Source organism: Stenotrophomonas sp. SMYL86 (assembly GCF_036320025.1).
In the GTDB taxonomy this organism is placed as follows: Bacteria; Pseudomonadota; Gammaproteobacteria; order Xanthomonadales; family Xanthomonadaceae; genus Stenotrophomonas; species Stenotrophomonas maltophilia_A.
This window is the reverse complement of record NZ_JAWIRU010000011.1, coordinates 142,815-157,596: the sequence shown is the minus strand read 5'-3', so window position 1 is coordinate 157,596 and position 14,782 is coordinate 142,815. Positions and strand designations below refer to the sequence as shown.

Sequence of the window (14,782 nt, the reverse complement as noted above, 5' to 3'; positions counted from 1 at the left end):
ACCAACGGCGATTGCCGGCCAGCGGCCGGCGCTACCCCTGCAACAACCGACGTATCGCTCTGGTAGGTGCCAACCTTGGTTGGCACGAAACCCACAGCGCCGACCAAGGTCGGCATCTACCAACGGCGATTGCCGGCCAGCGGCCGGCGCTACCCCTGCAACAACCGACGTATCGCTCTGGTAGGTGCCAACCTTGGTTGGCACGAAACCCACAGCGCCGACCAAGGTCGGCATCTACCAACGGCAATTGCCGGCCAGCGGCCGGCACTACCCCTGCAACAACCGACGCATCGTTCTGGTAGGTGCCAACCTTGGTTGGCACGAAACCCGCGGCGCCGGCCAGTGGCCGGCACTACCGGTGATGCTCAGCGCTTGTACTTCGGCACGAACACCTTGTTCACCGCATCGGCCAGCTGGTCCGGCGGCAGCAGGCCCTGGTCGAGCAGGAAGTTGTTGAACGCCAGGCGGTCAAACTTCGCGCCCAATGCCAGCTCGGTCTGCATGCGCAGTTCCAGAATGCGGGTGTAGCCGTAGAAGTAGCTTCCGGCCTGGCCCGGCATGCGCACCATGTAGCGGTCCAGTTCCTGGGTGGCCATCGCCTTGGACAGGCCAACCTGCTCGATCAGCACGCGCTCGCCGTTGGCACGATCGGTCAGGCCAAGGTTGAGCATCGGGTCCAGCATCGCGCGTGCGGCGCGCAGCAGGCGGAACTGCAGGGCGATCATCTGCCCGTCCAGCGGCTCGTACGGCACCATCTCGGCTTCGGCATACAGCGCCCAGCCTTCCACGTTCACCGAATTGAACGCGAACATCGTGCGTGCCAGCGACACGCCGCGCTCGACCATGGCGGTGAACTGCAGTTCGTGGCCGGGGCGGCCTTCATGCGCGCTCAGCGTCCACGCTGCCGCGCCGAAGTTGAAGTCGTCGTACTGCGCACCCGGACCGGCGGCCGGATTGCCCAGCGGCAGCACGAAGGTGCCCTGCTGCCCGGTGTTGTTGACCAGCGGCGCCGGCAGGAAGTGCGGCGCCGGGCTGGCGGCGCTCTCGGCGGCCGAACCCAGTCGCATCTGCATGGCACGCTTGGGCACGTCGACGATGGCGTGCTCGCGGATCAGCGGATCGATCGCGTCGATCACCTTGCGGTAGTGGCCTTCCAGATGATCGTCGGCGATCTTGTCAGCCTTCAGCGCGCGGATCACCGCCACCGGGTCGCTCGGGTCGGCCACCTTCAGGCCCTTGTCCTTCGCCACCAGCGGCGCCAGCTGCTGCATCGCCGATCGGGTTTCCATGAACTCCAGCTGCGCGCGCTGCATCAACAGCTTCGGGTCGATGTCGATGCCGACCTGCTTGAGCTGGTAGGCGTACAGCGGCGCCGGCAGGCGTGCGTCGGCACGTGCCTTCGGCAGCACGGTGGTGCGCGTCCAGCTGGCGTAGTCCTTCATCTGCCCGGCCAGCGCCTTCATTGCTTCATCGGCACCGGCGATCTGGTACTTCTTCAGCAGCGACTCGATACCGGTGATGTAGGTCTCGACGTTGTCCAGCGACTGCTGCACTTCGATCTTCGTCGGCTGCAGCAGGCTGCTGTCCTTCAAGCGCTCTTCATAGCGCTGGCGCGCCAGCGTGGTGAAGGCGGTGCCGCCCGGCTGCAGGCCGGCGTAGGCCTTGAGGCGGTCGAGCGCCTTGGCCCGGCGCTCCGCCGGCACCTGATCGGACAGCAGCAGGTTGAGGCCGCTGAACACCGTCTGCGGCGCATCGCTCCACGGCAGCAGGTACTTCTCGTTGAGCTCGCTGCCTTCGATGTTCTGGCTGGCGGCGTGGATCATGATCTCCAGGTCCTGGCGGACATTGGGATCCTGCTCGGTGGCCAGCTTCGCCTTCAGTTCGTCGCGGGCCTTGGCCATCGCGGCGCGGTAGCGCTTGCCGTTGTCCGGGCCGAGGTCGGCCACCTTGTCGTCGTAGCCGGGAACGCCGAAGCAGCCGGTTTCCTCCGGCTGGAACGGACCCTGTGCATCAAGCAGGATCTGCGCCAGTGCATTGCTGCGGGCGACCCAGGCAGGGCTGGCGGGAGTCGCGGCCTTGGCAGCCGGCGCGGCCAGGGCCGGCGGTGCGGACAGCAACGGGGCGGCAGTCAGGGCCAGGGCAACGGCCAGCGCGATCGGCTTCATGGGACACTCCAGCAAAGGGTTGCCCGCAACTTACGCGCTCACGGCGATGGCGACAATCGGCTGGAGGTCACGGCGCGGCTGATGGGTAGAGTCGACTGTCAGTCGACTATCGCGCGCAGCGCGGGGTTTTTCAGGCGTCTTGTGGAGAGCAGTCGACTAACAGTCGACTCTACATGGCCGCCCTTACCCGGCCGCGCGACCTGCGGTCACAGCGCGGCGGTCAGCGGGCATTCGCCACGCTCACGGCAGGCCTGCAGCTCGCACTCCCCCGCAGCCTCGTCGTCATCCAGTGCAGTCAGGTCGAAGGTCTGCTTGTCTTCGGCCAGTACATACATCACCGGGTAATCCCAGACTTCATCGCGACGGCTGCCCTGCACGAACAGCCGGCCGTGCGCATGCGGTCCTTCCAGCGCAACGGTCAGGCCGACGTCGCGCTGGCCGTTCATCGCGGTCTGCATGCTGCCCAGCGGCATCGATTCGATATGCAGCGGCTCGCCAAAGGCTTCCACCAGTTCGATGCTGCAGCCCGCGCGGCGCAACGCTTCGCGCATCGGCGGGCTCTCGCGTGCCGCCTCGCTCCAGCGCAGCACGCTCCAGGTCACCACGCCACCGGCGCCGCCCAGCACCAGCACCACCGTCAACGGCATCGCCCAGCGCCAATGACGGCACCACCAACCGGCGGACGTCTGTCGATGGGCGGGAATCGGTGGTGGCAGGGTCATCGGCGGGCTCCTTCCCGGCTGTGGATCAGGGTTTCAGGCAGCGTCCCAGGAAGGCTTCGGCCACGCGGTAGCGATGCAGCGCATCGGCACCGGACAGGCCGTGCTTGGCACCCGGATAGGTCATCAGTTCGAACGGCTGTGCACGCTTCTGCAGCGCACTCATCAAGCTGGTCGAGTTGGTGAACAGCACGTTGTCATCGGCCATGCCGTGGATCAGCAGCAGCGGCGAGCGCAGGCCGTCGATATGGGTCAGCACGCGCGCTTCGCGGTAACCCGCTTCGTTGCGCGCCGGCAGGTCCATGTAGCGTTCGGTGTAGTGGCTGTCGTACAGGCCCCAGTCGGTCACCGGCGCACCGGCCACGCCACAGGCGTACTGGTTCGAGGCCTTGGCCAGCAGCATCAGGGTCATGTAGCCGCCGTTGGACCAGCCCTGCACGCCGATGCGCGCCGGGTCCACCCACGATTGCTGCTTCAGCCAGGTCACGCCGCGCAGCTGGTCGGTCACTTCCACCGTGCCCTGCTTGCCATACAACGCGCCACCGAAGTCACGGCCCCGTCGCGGGGTGCCGCGGTTGTCCAGCGAGAACACTACGTAGCCCTGCTGGGCCAGGTACTGATTGAACAGGTGGTCGCCACGACCGGGCCAGCTGTCGGTGACGGTCTGGCTGGCCGGGCCGCCATACACGTACACCGCCACCGGGTAGCGCTTGGACGGATCGAAGCCGGCCGGCTTGATCAGGCTGTAGTTGAGCGGGGTCTTGCCATCGGCAGCCATCAACGTGCCGAACTCGATCGGGCGCTGCGCATCGCGGTAACGCGCATACGGATGCTTCGGGTCCGCCAGATCGTTCTCGAGCAGGGTGGCGATCTTCTCGCCATTGGCGCGGAACAGTTCGATCTGCGGCGGCGTGGTGCTGTTGGACCAGCTGTCGACATAGACGCTGGCATTGCGGGCGAAGCTGGCGCTGTGCATGCCCGGTGCCTTGGACAGGCGCTGCGGCTCACCGCCCTGCAGCGACACCGCGTAGATCTGGCTTTCGCGCGAGGTCTCGATGCCGGCGCGGAAGTAGGCCTTGCCAGCCTTCTCATCGACCGCCAGCAGTTCGTCCACCGGCCAGTTGCCGTGGGTCAACGCGGTGGCCTTGCCCTTGCTGTCGATGCGGTACAGATGCTGGAAACCGGTGCGCTCGGACGACCACAGCACGCTGCCGTCATCGAGGAAACGCAGGCTGTTGTGCAACGGCACCCAGGTCGGGCTGGTCTCGTGGGCGAGCACGCGCTGGCGATTGGAATCGAGCGCCACTTCCACCAGGTCCAGCTGCTTCTGGTCACGCGACTGGCGCTGGAAGCTCAGGTGCTGCGCATCGCGCCAGTCGACGCGGGCCAGATAGATGTCCTGTTCCTTGCCGAGGTCGACCCAGCGCGGCTGCGCATCGGCGGCCGGTGCGATCACGCCCAGCTGCACGCGCACGTTGGCGTCGCCGGCGGCCGGGTAACGCTGCTCGATCACGTCGGTGCGGTCGGCGTAGACCTCGTAGCGCTTCTGCACCGGCACCGGTGCTTCATCGATGCGCGCGAAGGCGATGGCCGAATCATCCGGCGCCCACCAGTAGCCGGTGTGTCGGTCCATTTCCTCGTCGGCGACGAACTCGGCCACGCCGTTGCCGATGGTGGTGCTGCCGTCGCGGGTGAGCTGCAGCTGCTTGCCGCTGGCCAGGTCGATCACCCACAGGTTGCGGCCACGGATGAAGCTGACGAAACCGCCCTTGGGCGACAGCTTGGCGTCGGTAGCGAAGCCCTCGCCGTGGGTCAGCTGGCGCACTGCGGCCTGGCCCTGCTGCTTGAGGTCGTACAGGTACAGCTCGCCGCCCAACGGGAACAGCAGGCGCTGCGCGTCCGGCGACCACTGGTAATCGACGATGCCGGTCATCGCGGCGATGCGCTGGCGCTCGCGGCGGGCCTTTTCCTCATCGCTGAGGGTCTCGGTGCCGGGCAGCACCACCTTGGAATCCACCAGCAGGCGGGTCTGGCCGCTGCCGATGTCATAGGTCCACAGGTCCAGCTGGTTGCGGTCGCTGTCCTTGCCGCGCAGGAAGCTGACCTGCGAACCATCGGGGGCGACCTTCGGCTTCATCAGGGTCGGGCCGGAAAGCGGCAGCGGGCCGGTGATGGCTTCCAGGGTCAGCTTTTCAGCGTGGGCGGCGGTACTGGTGGCGAGCATGAGGGCGAGCGAAGCGAACAGGTGGCGCATGGAGGATCCCGGCAAACGGCAGGTCCGCCACCGCGATGGGCGCGGGGCGGTCAGCCTCCATCCTAACCAAGCCGGTGCGGGAAGGCAGCATGACCTTCTGCCCATGAGGCGTGCCGACCAACGGTCGGCACCCACCGTTCCGGGTCAACGCTGGCCGAACAGGTGCTTGCGCTCTTCGTCGCTGAGCGGCTTGCCGGCGTTGGGGTTCACCTGCTGGCGCAGGGCATAGGCGCGCTGGGTGGCCGGGCGTGCAGCAATCGCTTCGTGCCAGCGCTTGAGGTTCGGGAACGCGGCGAAATCCACCGGCAGCTTGTCGTAGGCACCGATCCACGGGTAGCTGGCCATGTCGGCAATGGTGTACGCGTCGCCAGCCAGGAAGGCGTGCTGGGCCAGGCGCTTGTCCATCACCCCGTGCAGGCGGCGCACTTCGTTGTCATAGCGCTCGATCGCATACGGGATCTTCTCCGGCGCATACACATTGAAGTGGCCCATCTGGCCGCTCATCGGACCCAGGCCGGCCATCTGCCAGAACAGCCACTCCAGGGTGGTGACGCGGCCGCGCGGGTCGCTGGGCAGGAACTGGCCGGTCTTCTCGGCCAGGTACAGCAGGATGGCGCCGGACTCGAACACGCTCTGCGGGGCGCCGCCATCAGCCGGGGCGTGGTCGACAATCGCAGGCATCTTGTTGTTGGGCGAGATCGCAAGGAATTCCGGCTTGAACTGGTCGCCCGAGCCGATGTTGACCGGATGGATGCGGTACTCCAGGCCGGCTTCTTCCAGCAGCAGGGTCACTTTGTGGCCGTTCGGGGTGGGCCAGTAATACAGGTCGATCATGGCGGCGGCTCGGGGTGCGGAAAGGAACCTGAAGTCTAGTGCGAGAGTTGGGTTGGCACCGTCACGACGGGCCGGTAACCTCGCGGCTCCCCCGAAACGCACTGTCCTGCATGAGCCACAGTCCTCGCCCCTTGTCCCCGTTGTCCTCGCTGATCTTCGCCTCGCGCTGGCTGCAGCTGCCGCTGTACCTGGGCCTGATCCTTGCCCAGTGCGTCTACGTGTTCCTGTTCGGCAAGGAACTGTGGCACCTGCTGTCCCACTCGGTCTCGATGGGCGAACAGCAGATCATGCTGATCGTGCTGGGCCTGATCGACGTGGTGATGATCTCCAACCTGCTGGTGATGGTGATCGTCGGTGGCTACGAGACCTTCGTCTCGCGCCTGCGCCTGGAAGGCCACCCGGACCAGCCGGAATGGCTGAGCCACGTCAACGCCAGCGTGCTGAAGGTGAAGCTGGCAATGGCGATCATCGGCATCTCCTCGATCCACCTGCTGAAGACTTTCATCGCCACCAGCGCGCTGAAGGGACTGCCGCTGTGCAAGCCGGAACAATGGGCAGCAGCAGTGTCGTCGGCTTCGACCAGCTTCTACAACGCTGGTGTCGATACCTGCACGACCATGACCCAGGAAGGCGTGCTGTGGCAGACCATCATCCACTGCGTGTTCATCCTGTCGGCGATCGGTATTGCCTGGACCGACAAGCTGATGTCCAACAGCCACAGCAAGTCGCACGACCACTGATGCGGCAACCGGCAGCGGTCCTTCGCCGCTGCCCCATCCCGGCCCCTGCCCCTTGTACGCGGCGGTGGCCGGGATGCTAGATTGCACCCTCGCCGTTGCCGGCGGTGGCGTCGGGAAACGTCATCGTTCCGCGCCCGGACCACAGGTCCCGGCCATGCGTATCAATGATTTACGTCACGTCGTCTTCTAGAGGGGAGCAGGATGTCGCACGTCTCAACGATCACCGCCGCGCGCCGGTGGCTGCCGGTTGCTTTGGCACTGGCGCTGGCCGCCTGCTCGGGAAAGGAAGAATCTGCAGCACCGGCCCCGGCCGCCGCACCCGCCACCGCTGCACCGGCCGCACCGGTGGTCGCCGCCAAGGTGCAGTCCATGGGCACCGAACAGCTGCGTGAATCGGCCAGCCAGGCACTGCGCGAGAACCGCATGTACGCGCCGGCCGGCGACAACGCCATCGAGTACTACCTCGCCCTGCGCGACAAGACACCGGACGACGCGTCGGTGAAGAGCGCGCTGACCGACCTGCTGCCCTACACCCTGATCGCCGCCGAGCAGCACCTGGGCCGCGAGGACTACACCGAGGCGCAGCGCCTGGTGGCACTGATCGAGAAGGTGGACGCCTCCGCTCCCGCCCTGCCGCGCCTGAAGGAAGGCCTGGCCAAGGGCGTGGAAAATGCGGCCAAGCGCACCGAGACCGAAGCCGAGAAGGCCAGGAAGGACGCCGAAGACCGGACCAAGCAGCAGGCCGAACAGCAGCGCCTGACCGAGCAGCGCGCCAAGGAAGCCGATGCGGCCAAGCAGATTGCCGCGCAGCAGGATGCCGCACGCCGCGACAACGAGCGCCAGGAGGCGGAGCGCCAGGCCGCGGCCCGTCGCGATGCCGAACAGAAACAGCAGCAGGCCGCCGCCCAACAGGCCAGCGCCGCACGCCAGGCAGCCGCCGCGGCAGCTCCCACCCTCCGCCCGGTCAGCACGCCGGCGCCGCGCTATCCGGCCGAGGCACTGCGTTCGGGAACGTCGGGCGAAGTGCTGGTGGAGATCACCGTCGGCACCGACGGCTCAGTGGTCAGCGCCCGCGTGCTGCGCGCGACGTCGGGACGGACCTTCGACCGCGAAGCCCTGAACGCGGTCAAGCGCTGGCGCTTCGAGCCGGTCAACGCGCCGGTCACCACCCGCCGCACCCTGGTGTTCGCACCGGGCGGCTGACCGCAAAAAAGGGGACGGAGGGGATTAAGTCGTTTCTGCCACCTCCATGACGCCAAGGCCCGGTCCGTCCGGGCCTTGTCCGTTTCAGGCAGCGCCATCAATCAGGCGCTGCAACGCCGGATCGCGCGCAGCCAGCACCTGGAACAGGCCTAGCGCATGCAGGCCGGGCAGCAACGCACGCAGGTCGGCTTCGGCAGTGGCGCGGGTGGCATCATCGCTGGTGGGATCCTGCCAGGCACGGACGCTGGCCAGGAAGGCACCGACGCTGCCCTTGCGCACGGTGAGGCCATTTACCTGCACCTCGTTCTGATGGTCCGGAAGAATGTCCTGTGGCTGCATGGGGAAGCGCTCCGTTGAAGTGGGCTCCAGTGTCGGGGCCCGGACGCGACGTTTCTGCCGTATAACTGCCAATTGATATGGCAGATCAGACAACCACCGCATTGATTGACCCGGCGCTGGCCAATGCCGCCGACGGGCCTGCATTGCTGGGGGCGCAGCTGCGCCTGCCGGGTCCGCGCCGCACGGCACGCCACCAGCACGCCCGCGGGCAGCTGCTGGGTGCACATCAGGGCCTGCTGCGGATCGAGGTGGGCGACCTGCACTTGCTGCTGCCGGCGGGTCATGTCGCCTGGATACCACCTTCGCTGCCCCACGCACTGGCCAGTACCAGTGCGTTCGACGGCTGGAGCCTGTACTTCAGCGCGCAGGCCTGCACCGACCTGCCTGCAGCCCCTCGCATCTTCCAGCCGGGGCCGCTGCTGCAGGCCGCGGTGATTCGGGCGCTGCAGTGGCCGCATGTTCCACTGGATGCCACACAGGCACGACTGGCCGGTGTGATCGCCGATGAGATTGCCGCCAGCAAGCCTCTGCCGCTTGCCCTGCCACAACCGCGTGACCGGCGACTGCAGAAACTTGCCGCCGCACTGGCGCGCGCACCGCACGACAACCGCAGCATCGAGGACTGGGCCGCCAGCAGCGGTCTGTCCAGCCGCAGCCTCGCCCGCCATTGGCTGGCCGAGACCGGCCTGTCGCCAAGCCAGTGGCGGCAACGCCTGCGGGTGCTGCTGGCACTGCCACGCCTGCTGTCCGGCGAGCCGGTGATCAGCGTCGCGCTGTCGATGGGCTACGACACACCCAGTGCCTTCATCGCCGTGTTCAAGCGCGAGATGGGGGTGACGCCTGCGCGGTATGGAAAAGGGGACGGAGGGGATTAAGTCGCTTCTGCCCTCCCCCACATCAACTCGCGGCATCGCCTGATGCCCTTCGCGGTCACGGAGGCGGCAGGCTGATGATTCCTTGAACCCCCTGAACTGCCATGCCTCGACAAGCACGCCTGATGTTGGCCGAACAGCCGTATCACGTAACCCAGCGCGGTGTGAACAAGGGGGCGATCTTCGTTGACGATATCGACCGCCAGCTGTTTCTGCACCTTTTGCACAGCGCCTTCCTGAAGCATCAGGTCGCGCTGCATGCCTATGTATTGATGGGCAATCACGTCCATCTATTGGCCACACCCTCCACTCAGGCCGGCTTGGCCAACGCGATGCGGATGCAGGGCAACAACTATGTCCAGGCGTTCAATCAGCGGCATGAGCGCAGCGGACCACTCTGGCAGGGCCGCTTCCATTCTTCGATGGTGGACAGCGACGCCTATCTGCTCAGCGTCTATCGCTACATCGAACTCAATCCGGTTCGTGCAGGCATGACAGGCGCCCCGGAAGATCACCCATGGTCGAGCGTGCATGGAAACCTGCAGCGCCGCGATGATCCGATGCTGACAGAACACCCCGCCTTTCAGGCACTGGCCTCGACCAAGCGACAGCGGACGACGCTCTATGCGCAGTTCCTGCGGGACGTGAACGCGTCCGCCGACCTGCCGGCAATACGCGCGCACAGTGCCGGGCAGCATCCGTTGGGAAATGCAGCTTACCTGCGGATGGTGGAACAGACACTGGGCCGCCCCGTGGTGCTGCGCAAGCGGGGGCGCCCTCAGAAGAAGGGGGCGGAGGGTTAAAAACGACTTAATCCCCTCCGTCCCCTTTTTGCAGTCAGCCCGAGATCGCCAGACGCTCGTTGTGGTAACGGCGCACGGCGGCGAACCACAGCACTGCGGCCAGGCCGAGGCTGGCACCGAGATAGATGGCCCAGACCGACGGCGTGATGGTCTCGTGGCGGATCACCTTCAACAGCATCTGGTTCTGCGACAGGAACGGCACGGCGTACTGCCACAGCTCGCTCTTCAGCGGATAGGCCACCAGCGCGTAGCCGGGCATCATCGGCAACAGCATCAGCCAGGTCATGTGGCTCTGCGCTTCCTTCATGCTCTTGGCCGCGGCCGACAGGAAGGTCAGCAGCGAGGTGCCGATCATCAGCATCGGCAGCATCACCAGCAGCATCTGCAGCATCGAGGCGACGTTCATGTTGAACTGGCGGCCGATGTTGCCGGGCGCGATCTGTGCGCTCACCTTGAACGCCACCAGGGTCAGCAGCAGCGATACGAACCCGACCACGCAGGCAGCAGCGATCTTGCCGCTGACGATCGCGCTGCGCGAGCCGGGCGTGGCCAGCAGCGGTTCCAGTGACTGCCGCTCGCGCTCGCCGGCGGTGGCATCCATCACCAGATAGGCGCCGCCGATGAACGAGGTCAGCGTGAGCAGCACCGGCAGCAGCATCGACAGGATCATGCCGCGCTTGGCTTCGGCACTGGCCAGGTCCTGGCGTGCCACGTCCAGCGGCCGCGCCACCTGCGCGTCGATGCCACGCGCCATCAATCGCAGCGCGCCGACCTGGCCGTTGTAGGTCGCCAGCGCCGCCTCCAGACGCGCACTGGGCACTTCAGCGGCACGGCGCGTACTGTCCTTGATCACCTCCACCAGCGCCGGCTTGCCATCGGCCCAGTCCTTGCCGAAGTCATCGCTGATGCGCAGCGCCACATCGATCTCCTGGCTGCGGATGGCCTCGGCCAGGTCCTTCGGTGCCGGTGCGGTGTTCAGCCCCTGCGCGGCGAGGAAACGCACCAGATTGGGGGCGTTGTCCGCACCGATGGTCGGAATCTGCAGCGGTTGTTCGATCTGGGTGCGTACCCGGCTCTCGGCCAGCTTGCCCATGCCCAGCAGCAGCACCGGGTACAGCAGCGGCCCGAACAGCAGGGTCAGCAGCAGCGTGCGGCGATCACGGGAAAGGTCGCGCAGTTCCTTGCGCATCACCGTCATCAGGGTCGACATCATGCTCATGCGTGCAGGCCCTCTTCGCTGCCGATCAGTTTCACGAACGCGTCTTCCAGGTTGGATTCGCCGGCTTGCGCACGCAGTTCATCGGCGCTGCCGGCAGCCATCACCGTGCCCTTGGCGATGATCACGATGTGGTCGCACAGCGCGGCCACCTCCTGCATGATGTGGCTGGACAGGATCACGCAGCGGCCCTCTTCGCGCAGGCCCAGCAGGAAGCGGCGCAGTGCGCGCGTGGTCATCACGTCCAGGCCGTTGGTCGGCTCATCCAGAATGACGTTGCGCGGGTCGTGCACCAGCGCGCGGGCGATCGCGGTCTTGGTGCGCTGGCCCTGCGAGAAGCCATCGGTCTGGCGGTCGAGGATGTCACCCATGTCCAGGGCATGCGACAGCACTTCGATGCGTTCGCGGATGCGCTCGGCCGACAGGCCATGCAGCTCGCCGAAGTAGGCGATGTTCTCGCGCGCGGTCAGGCGCTTGTAGACGCCACGCGCATCGGGCAGCACGCCAAGGTGGCGGCGTACTTCCACCGGATTGCGTGCGGCATCGACACCATCGACGCTGATGCTGCCCTGGTCCGGGGTCATCAGCGTGTACAGCATGCGCATGGTAGTGGTCTTGCCGGCACCATTGGGGCCCAGCAGGCCGGTGATGCGGCCGTCCTCGGCGCGGAAGCCGACGTTGGAGACCGCCTGGATGCGGCCGGTGCGGGTGTCGAAAGCCTTGTGCAGGTTGTCGGCGACGATCATGGTTCCCATCCGTTGAACGAGGTGAACGCCGGCACGTAGCTCAGCGTGTCCAGGCAGCCGGCATCCAGCGCCTTGGCATCGGTCTTGTCGATGAACTGGCCGAGCAGGCGCGGCATGCAGCCGGCACTCAGCGTGCCGTGGCCCTGGCCGCGGGCGACCAGCGCGCGGCCATTCGGCAGGCCCTTGAGGACCTGTTCGGCATAGCGTGGTGGCGTCACCGGGTCGAGTTCACCGGACAGCAGCAGCGCCGGTACGTCGCTGCGCAGCGGCACGGCATTGGCCGCTGGCGCCGGCTGGTGCGGCCATACCGGGCAGGCCGCGAAGAAGGCACTGGCCACGTCGTTGCCGAACAGTCGCTCCGGGTCCTCGGCCGGCGCCTTGTAACGCGGCGCATCCTCGCTGCAGATCACCGACCACTGCATGCCTCGGTTGATCTGGAAATCCATGCTGCGGTTCGCACCGCGTGCCAGCGACGCCAGCGGTGCATAGCGGCCATGCGCGGCTTCATCGAGCACCAGCGGCAGCAGCGAGGAATACTGCGGCACATAGGAGAAGGCGAACGCCAGGCCGATCACGCTGTCCGGACTCAGCACATCCTGCCGGGTCTGGTTGGTGCCGGGGTCGCGATACTCCACCGAGACCGGCGCACGGCGCAGGGTCTCGACCACGCTGCGCAGCTGCGCGCGGGTGTCGGTCGGGAAGCGTTTGCTGCAGGCGGCATCCTTGCGGCACTGCGCCGACTGCAGGGCGATCGCATCCTCGAACGTCGTGGCGAAGTCGCCGCCCACCACCAGTTCATTGGGCACTACGCCATCGATGACGATGCTGCGGGTGTGCTGCGGATAGGCACCGGCATAGCGCTGGGCCACGCGGGTACCGTAGGAGCCGCCGACCAGGTTGATCCGGTCCACGCCCAAGGCCTGGCGTACCGCATCCAGGTCGGCGATGGCTTCGGTGGTCGTGTAGAAGCGGGCATCGGCACGCCCCTGCAGCGAGGCCGCGCAGCGCTGCGCGTAGTCGCGCAGCGACGCCTCGGTGGGAGCGGCGTCCTCGTCCATCTGCAGGTCCTTGCCGTCCGCGCCGAGGCAGCTGAGCGGGTTGGAGCCGCCGGTACCCCGCTGGTCGACAAGGAAGATGTCGCGCTGCTTGCGCACCTGGCGCAGCGCGGTATCGACGATGACCGCCACTTCGCTGGCCGCCTGGCCGGGACCACCGGCCAGGAAGAACACCGGGTCGGGCTGGCTGGAGCCGCTGCTGCCCGATTCCAGCCAGGCGATGCGCAGGCCAATGCGTCGGCCATCGGGCTGGGCCCGGTCCTCCGGCACCTGCAGGGTGGCGCACTGCGCTTCCACGTTGGCGCTGGCGCCTTCGGTGGACAACGTGCAGGGCTGGAAGTCGATCGTGCCGAAACGGCGGCTGGGTGCATCGCTGGCGCTTTCGGCGCCGGGTGACGGTGACTGGCTGCAACCGGCAAGCATCAGGCTGGCCAACGCCGCGGCCAACGCGAGGTGGTGTCTTTGCATCGTGCTCGTTTCCCCTGGAGGACGTTCCTGGCAACCACGACGGGCTGCCGCGGAAGATGTGACTCAACTTACACGGGCACGGCGTCGTCGGCGATGGGCAGACGCGAAATCTCCGCCGGCGTGGCGCAGGCCAGGCGGTCGCGGCCTGCGGCCTTGGCCCGGTACAGCGCCGCATCCGCCGCTGCCAACAGCGTGGACAGGTCGCCGTGGCCGTCGTCCATGGCCAGGCCAATGCTGGCGGTGACCGTCACCGGCCCGGTACCCAGCCGCGCCGGCTTCTGCTGCAGAGCGGTACGGATCGCGGCGGCCCACGCCATCGCTTCACCCTGCGTGCTGCCGGCCAGCACCAGCACGAACTCCTCGCCACCGTAGCGGCCCAGCAGCGTGTCGTGGCCCTGCAAACCGTGCTGCAGCAGCGCAGCGAAGTGACGCAGTACCTGGTCACCGGCCAGGTGGCCCCAGCGGTCATTGATCTGCTTGAAGTGATCGACGTCGACCAGCAACAGGGCCAGCGGCCGGCCCTGCCGACGCAGCCGCTGCAACTGCGCCTGGCCATCGGCCAGCACCGCGCTGCGGTTGAGCAGCCCGGTCAGGCCATCGGTGCGTGCCGCACGCCGCAGATCGACCAGCATGCGCTCGACCAGCAGCAGTACCATCGCGAAACATCGCGCCAGCTCCAGCATCACCCCGGCAATGTAGGTGACGAACATCGGCGTGCCGGTGCGCATGATGTCCTCACCGGCATCGGGCGCCACCGGCAGGAACAGGCGCACCGCGTACAGTGCCGCCTCGGCCAGGAACACCGCCGCCGCCAGACGGCAGCTGGTGCGCTGCTGCACGGGGGCATGCCGCAGCAGCAGCCAGGCGATCCAGCCATCGACCAGCAGCGTGAACACACTGAACACCTGCAGGCGCACGCCCAGGTCCGGCCAGAGCACCAGGAAGGCGAAGATGCAGGCCATGAACGCGGCTGCCATCAACAACGGCCGCCACAGCGGCAGCGGCTGTTCCAGATGCAGCGCCACGCCGCGCAGCATCAGCACCGCGCAACCGGCCATCGCCGCATTCCCGGCCAGTATGGCCGGCGCCAACGGCAGGTAGGGTCGCAGCGCCAGCAGGGTCACGCCCAGGGTCAGCAGCCACAGGCTGGCGGTCCACAGGCGCAGCACCGGTTGCCCGCGCAGCACCACCAGCAGCAATGAGAACCCCACCGCAATGCCGATGCAGAGCAGGAAGCCAAGCACGGTGATGGTGGGGAAATCCAGGGACATGCGGCGCTCATCGGCCGGGGCGGCGCGCGCATCTTAGCGCCTTGCAGTGCGATCCCCGTGGCACTGCCTGGCCCGATGGCGATGCCGGGTCTGAAAA

At 67.0% G+C, this 14,782-nt stretch carries 13 protein-coding genes; 4 read left to right on the top strand and 9 right to left on the bottom strand.

Translation table 11 applies throughout. The annotated features are described in order from the left end of the window. Positions 1–365: 365 nt before the first annotated feature. From V3B64_RS13680 to V3B64_RS13665, 4 genes are all read right to left on the bottom strand, one after another. Positions 366–2,165 (bottom strand): DUF885 domain-containing protein, encoded by a 1,800-nt coding sequence (locus tag V3B64_RS13680; RefSeq protein ID WP_329914278.1) that lies wholly within the window; start codon positions 2,163–2,165, stop codon positions 366–368. Between the two features lie 206 nt (positions 2,166–2,371). Continuing rightward, positions 2,372–2,887, bottom strand: coding sequence for a cytochrome c oxidase assembly factor Coa1 family protein (locus V3B64_RS13675; RefSeq protein ID WP_032129126.1), 516 nt, complete (start codon positions 2,885–2,887; stop codon positions 2,372–2,374). Positions 2,888–2,912: 25 nt separating this feature from the next. Then, complete coding sequence (locus tag V3B64_RS13670; protein WP_121504164.1) at positions 2,913–5,138, bottom strand: S9 family peptidase; 2,226 nt, start codon at positions 5,136–5,138, stop codon at positions 2,913–2,915. A gap of 144 nt (positions 5,139–5,282) precedes the next feature. Next, positions 5,283–5,972, bottom strand: coding sequence for a glutathione binding-like protein (locus tag V3B64_RS13665; RefSeq protein WP_032129128.1), 690 nt, complete (start codon positions 5,970–5,972; stop codon positions 5,283–5,285). Between the two features lie 110 nt (positions 5,973–6,082). Here V3B64_RS13665 and V3B64_RS13660 point away from each other — a divergent pair, with 110 nt between their 5' ends. Together V3B64_RS13660 and V3B64_RS13655 are read left to right on the top strand one after the other, a co-directional pair. Continuing rightward, positions 6,083–6,712 carry a TIGR00645 family protein gene (locus V3B64_RS13660; RefSeq protein WP_032129129.1) on the top strand — a complete coding sequence of 210 codons (630 nt, stop codon included), beginning with the start codon at positions 6,083–6,085 and terminating at the stop codon, positions 6,710–6,712. 201 nt (positions 6,713–6,913) lie between these two features. Then, complete coding sequence (locus V3B64_RS13655) at positions 6,914–7,915, top strand: energy transducer TonB (protein ID WP_049400878.1); 1,002 nt, start codon at positions 6,914–6,916, stop codon at positions 7,913–7,915. A gap of 84 nt (positions 7,916–7,999) precedes the next feature. Here the strand turns inward: V3B64_RS13655 and V3B64_RS13650 are convergent, their stop codons facing one another. Beyond that, the gene (locus tag V3B64_RS13650; protein WP_049462828.1) at positions 8,000–8,254 is read right to left on the bottom strand and encodes a hypothetical protein; all 255 of its coding nucleotides are present in this window, start codon (positions 8,252–8,254) and stop codon (positions 8,000–8,002) included. A 77-nt stretch (positions 8,255–8,331) separates the two neighbouring features. On the opposite strand from V3B64_RS13650, the gene V3B64_RS13645 reads away from it, so the two are divergent. Both V3B64_RS13645 and V3B64_RS13640 read left to right on the top strand, forming a co-directional pair. Then, the gene (locus V3B64_RS13645; RefSeq protein ID WP_329914277.1) at positions 8,332–9,129 is read left to right on the top strand and encodes a helix-turn-helix transcriptional regulator; all 798 of its coding nucleotides are present in this window, start codon (positions 8,332–8,334) and stop codon (positions 9,127–9,129) included. 101 nt (positions 9,130–9,230) lie between these two features. Then, entirely contained in the window at positions 9,231–9,929 is a 699-nt protein-coding gene (locus V3B64_RS13640; RefSeq protein WP_071228553.1) for a transposase, read from the top strand. Positions 9,930–9,963: 34 nt separating this feature from the next. Here V3B64_RS13640 and V3B64_RS13635 read toward each other — a convergent pair whose 3' ends face one another. From V3B64_RS13635 to V3B64_RS13620, 4 genes are all read right to left on the bottom strand, one after another. Beyond that, complete coding sequence (locus V3B64_RS13635; protein WP_329914276.1) at positions 9,964–11,148, bottom strand: ABC transporter permease; 1,185 nt, start codon at positions 11,146–11,148, stop codon at positions 9,964–9,966. Then, positions 11,145–11,891 (bottom strand): ATP-binding cassette domain-containing protein, encoded by a 747-nt coding sequence (locus V3B64_RS13630; protein WP_012512433.1) that lies wholly within the window; start codon positions 11,889–11,891, stop codon positions 11,145–11,147. The genes V3B64_RS13635 and V3B64_RS13630 overlap by 4 nt, the downstream gene beginning before the upstream one ends. After that, positions 11,888–13,414, bottom strand: coding sequence for an alpha/beta hydrolase (locus V3B64_RS13625; protein ID WP_197615696.1), 1,527 nt, complete (start codon positions 13,412–13,414; stop codon positions 11,888–11,890). The genes V3B64_RS13630 and V3B64_RS13625 overlap by 4 nt, the downstream gene beginning before the upstream one ends. Positions 13,415–13,482: 68 nt before the next feature. Next, positions 13,483–14,685: a GGDEF domain-containing protein gene (locus V3B64_RS13620; RefSeq protein ID WP_164080910.1), complete on the bottom strand. Its 1,203-nt coding sequence runs from the start codon at positions 14,683–14,685 to the stop codon at positions 13,483–13,485. Between the last annotated feature and the right edge of the window lie 97 nt (positions 14,686–14,782).

What these genes read in the sequence shown, in the direction of transcription:
- V3B64_RS13670 (WP_121504164.1), bottom strand. Translation starts at nt 5,138, where the DNA reads ATGCGCCACCTGTTCGCTTCGCTCGCCCTCATGCTCGCCACCAGTACC.
- V3B64_RS13665 (WP_032129128.1), bottom strand. Translation starts at nt 5,972, where the DNA reads ATGATCGACCTGTATTACTGGCCCACCCCGAACGGCCACAAAGTGACC.
- V3B64_RS13645 (WP_329914277.1), top strand. Translation starts at nt 8,332, where the DNA reads ATGGCAGATCAGACAACCACCGCATTGATTGACCCGGCGCTGGCCAAT.
- V3B64_RS13625 (WP_197615696.1), bottom strand. Translation starts at nt 13,414, where the DNA reads ATGCAAAGACACCACCTCGCGTTGGCCGCGGCGTTGGCCAGCCTGATG.
- V3B64_RS13680 (WP_329914278.1), bottom strand. Translation starts at nt 2,165, where the DNA reads ATGAAGCCGATCGCGCTGGCCGTTGCCCTGGCCCTGACTGCCGCCCCG.
- V3B64_RS13640 (WP_071228553.1), top strand. Translation starts at nt 9,231, where the DNA reads ATGCCTCGACAAGCACGCCTGATGTTGGCCGAACAGCCGTATCACGTA.
- V3B64_RS13630 (WP_012512433.1), bottom strand. Translation starts at nt 11,891, where the DNA reads ATGATCGTCGCCGACAACCTGCACAAGGCTTTCGACACCCGCACCGGC.
- V3B64_RS13660 (WP_032129129.1), top strand. Translation starts at nt 6,083, where the DNA reads ATGAGCCACAGTCCTCGCCCCTTGTCCCCGTTGTCCTCGCTGATCTTC.
- V3B64_RS13675 (WP_032129126.1), bottom strand. Translation starts at nt 2,887, where the DNA reads ATGACCCTGCCACCACCGATTCCCGCCCATCGACAGACGTCCGCCGGT.
- V3B64_RS13655 (WP_049400878.1), top strand. Translation starts at nt 6,914, where the DNA reads ATGTCGCACGTCTCAACGATCACCGCCGCGCGCCGGTGGCTGCCGGTT.
- V3B64_RS13620 (WP_164080910.1), bottom strand. Translation starts at nt 14,685, where the DNA reads ATGTCCCTGGATTTCCCCACCATCACCGTGCTTGGCTTCCTGCTCTGC.
- V3B64_RS13650 (WP_049462828.1), bottom strand. Translation starts at nt 8,254, where the DNA reads ATGCAGCCACAGGACATTCTTCCGGACCATCAGAACGAGGTGCAGGTA.
- V3B64_RS13635 (WP_329914276.1), bottom strand. Translation starts at nt 11,148, where the DNA reads ATGAGCATGATGTCGACCCTGATGACGGTGATGCGCAAGGAACTGCGC.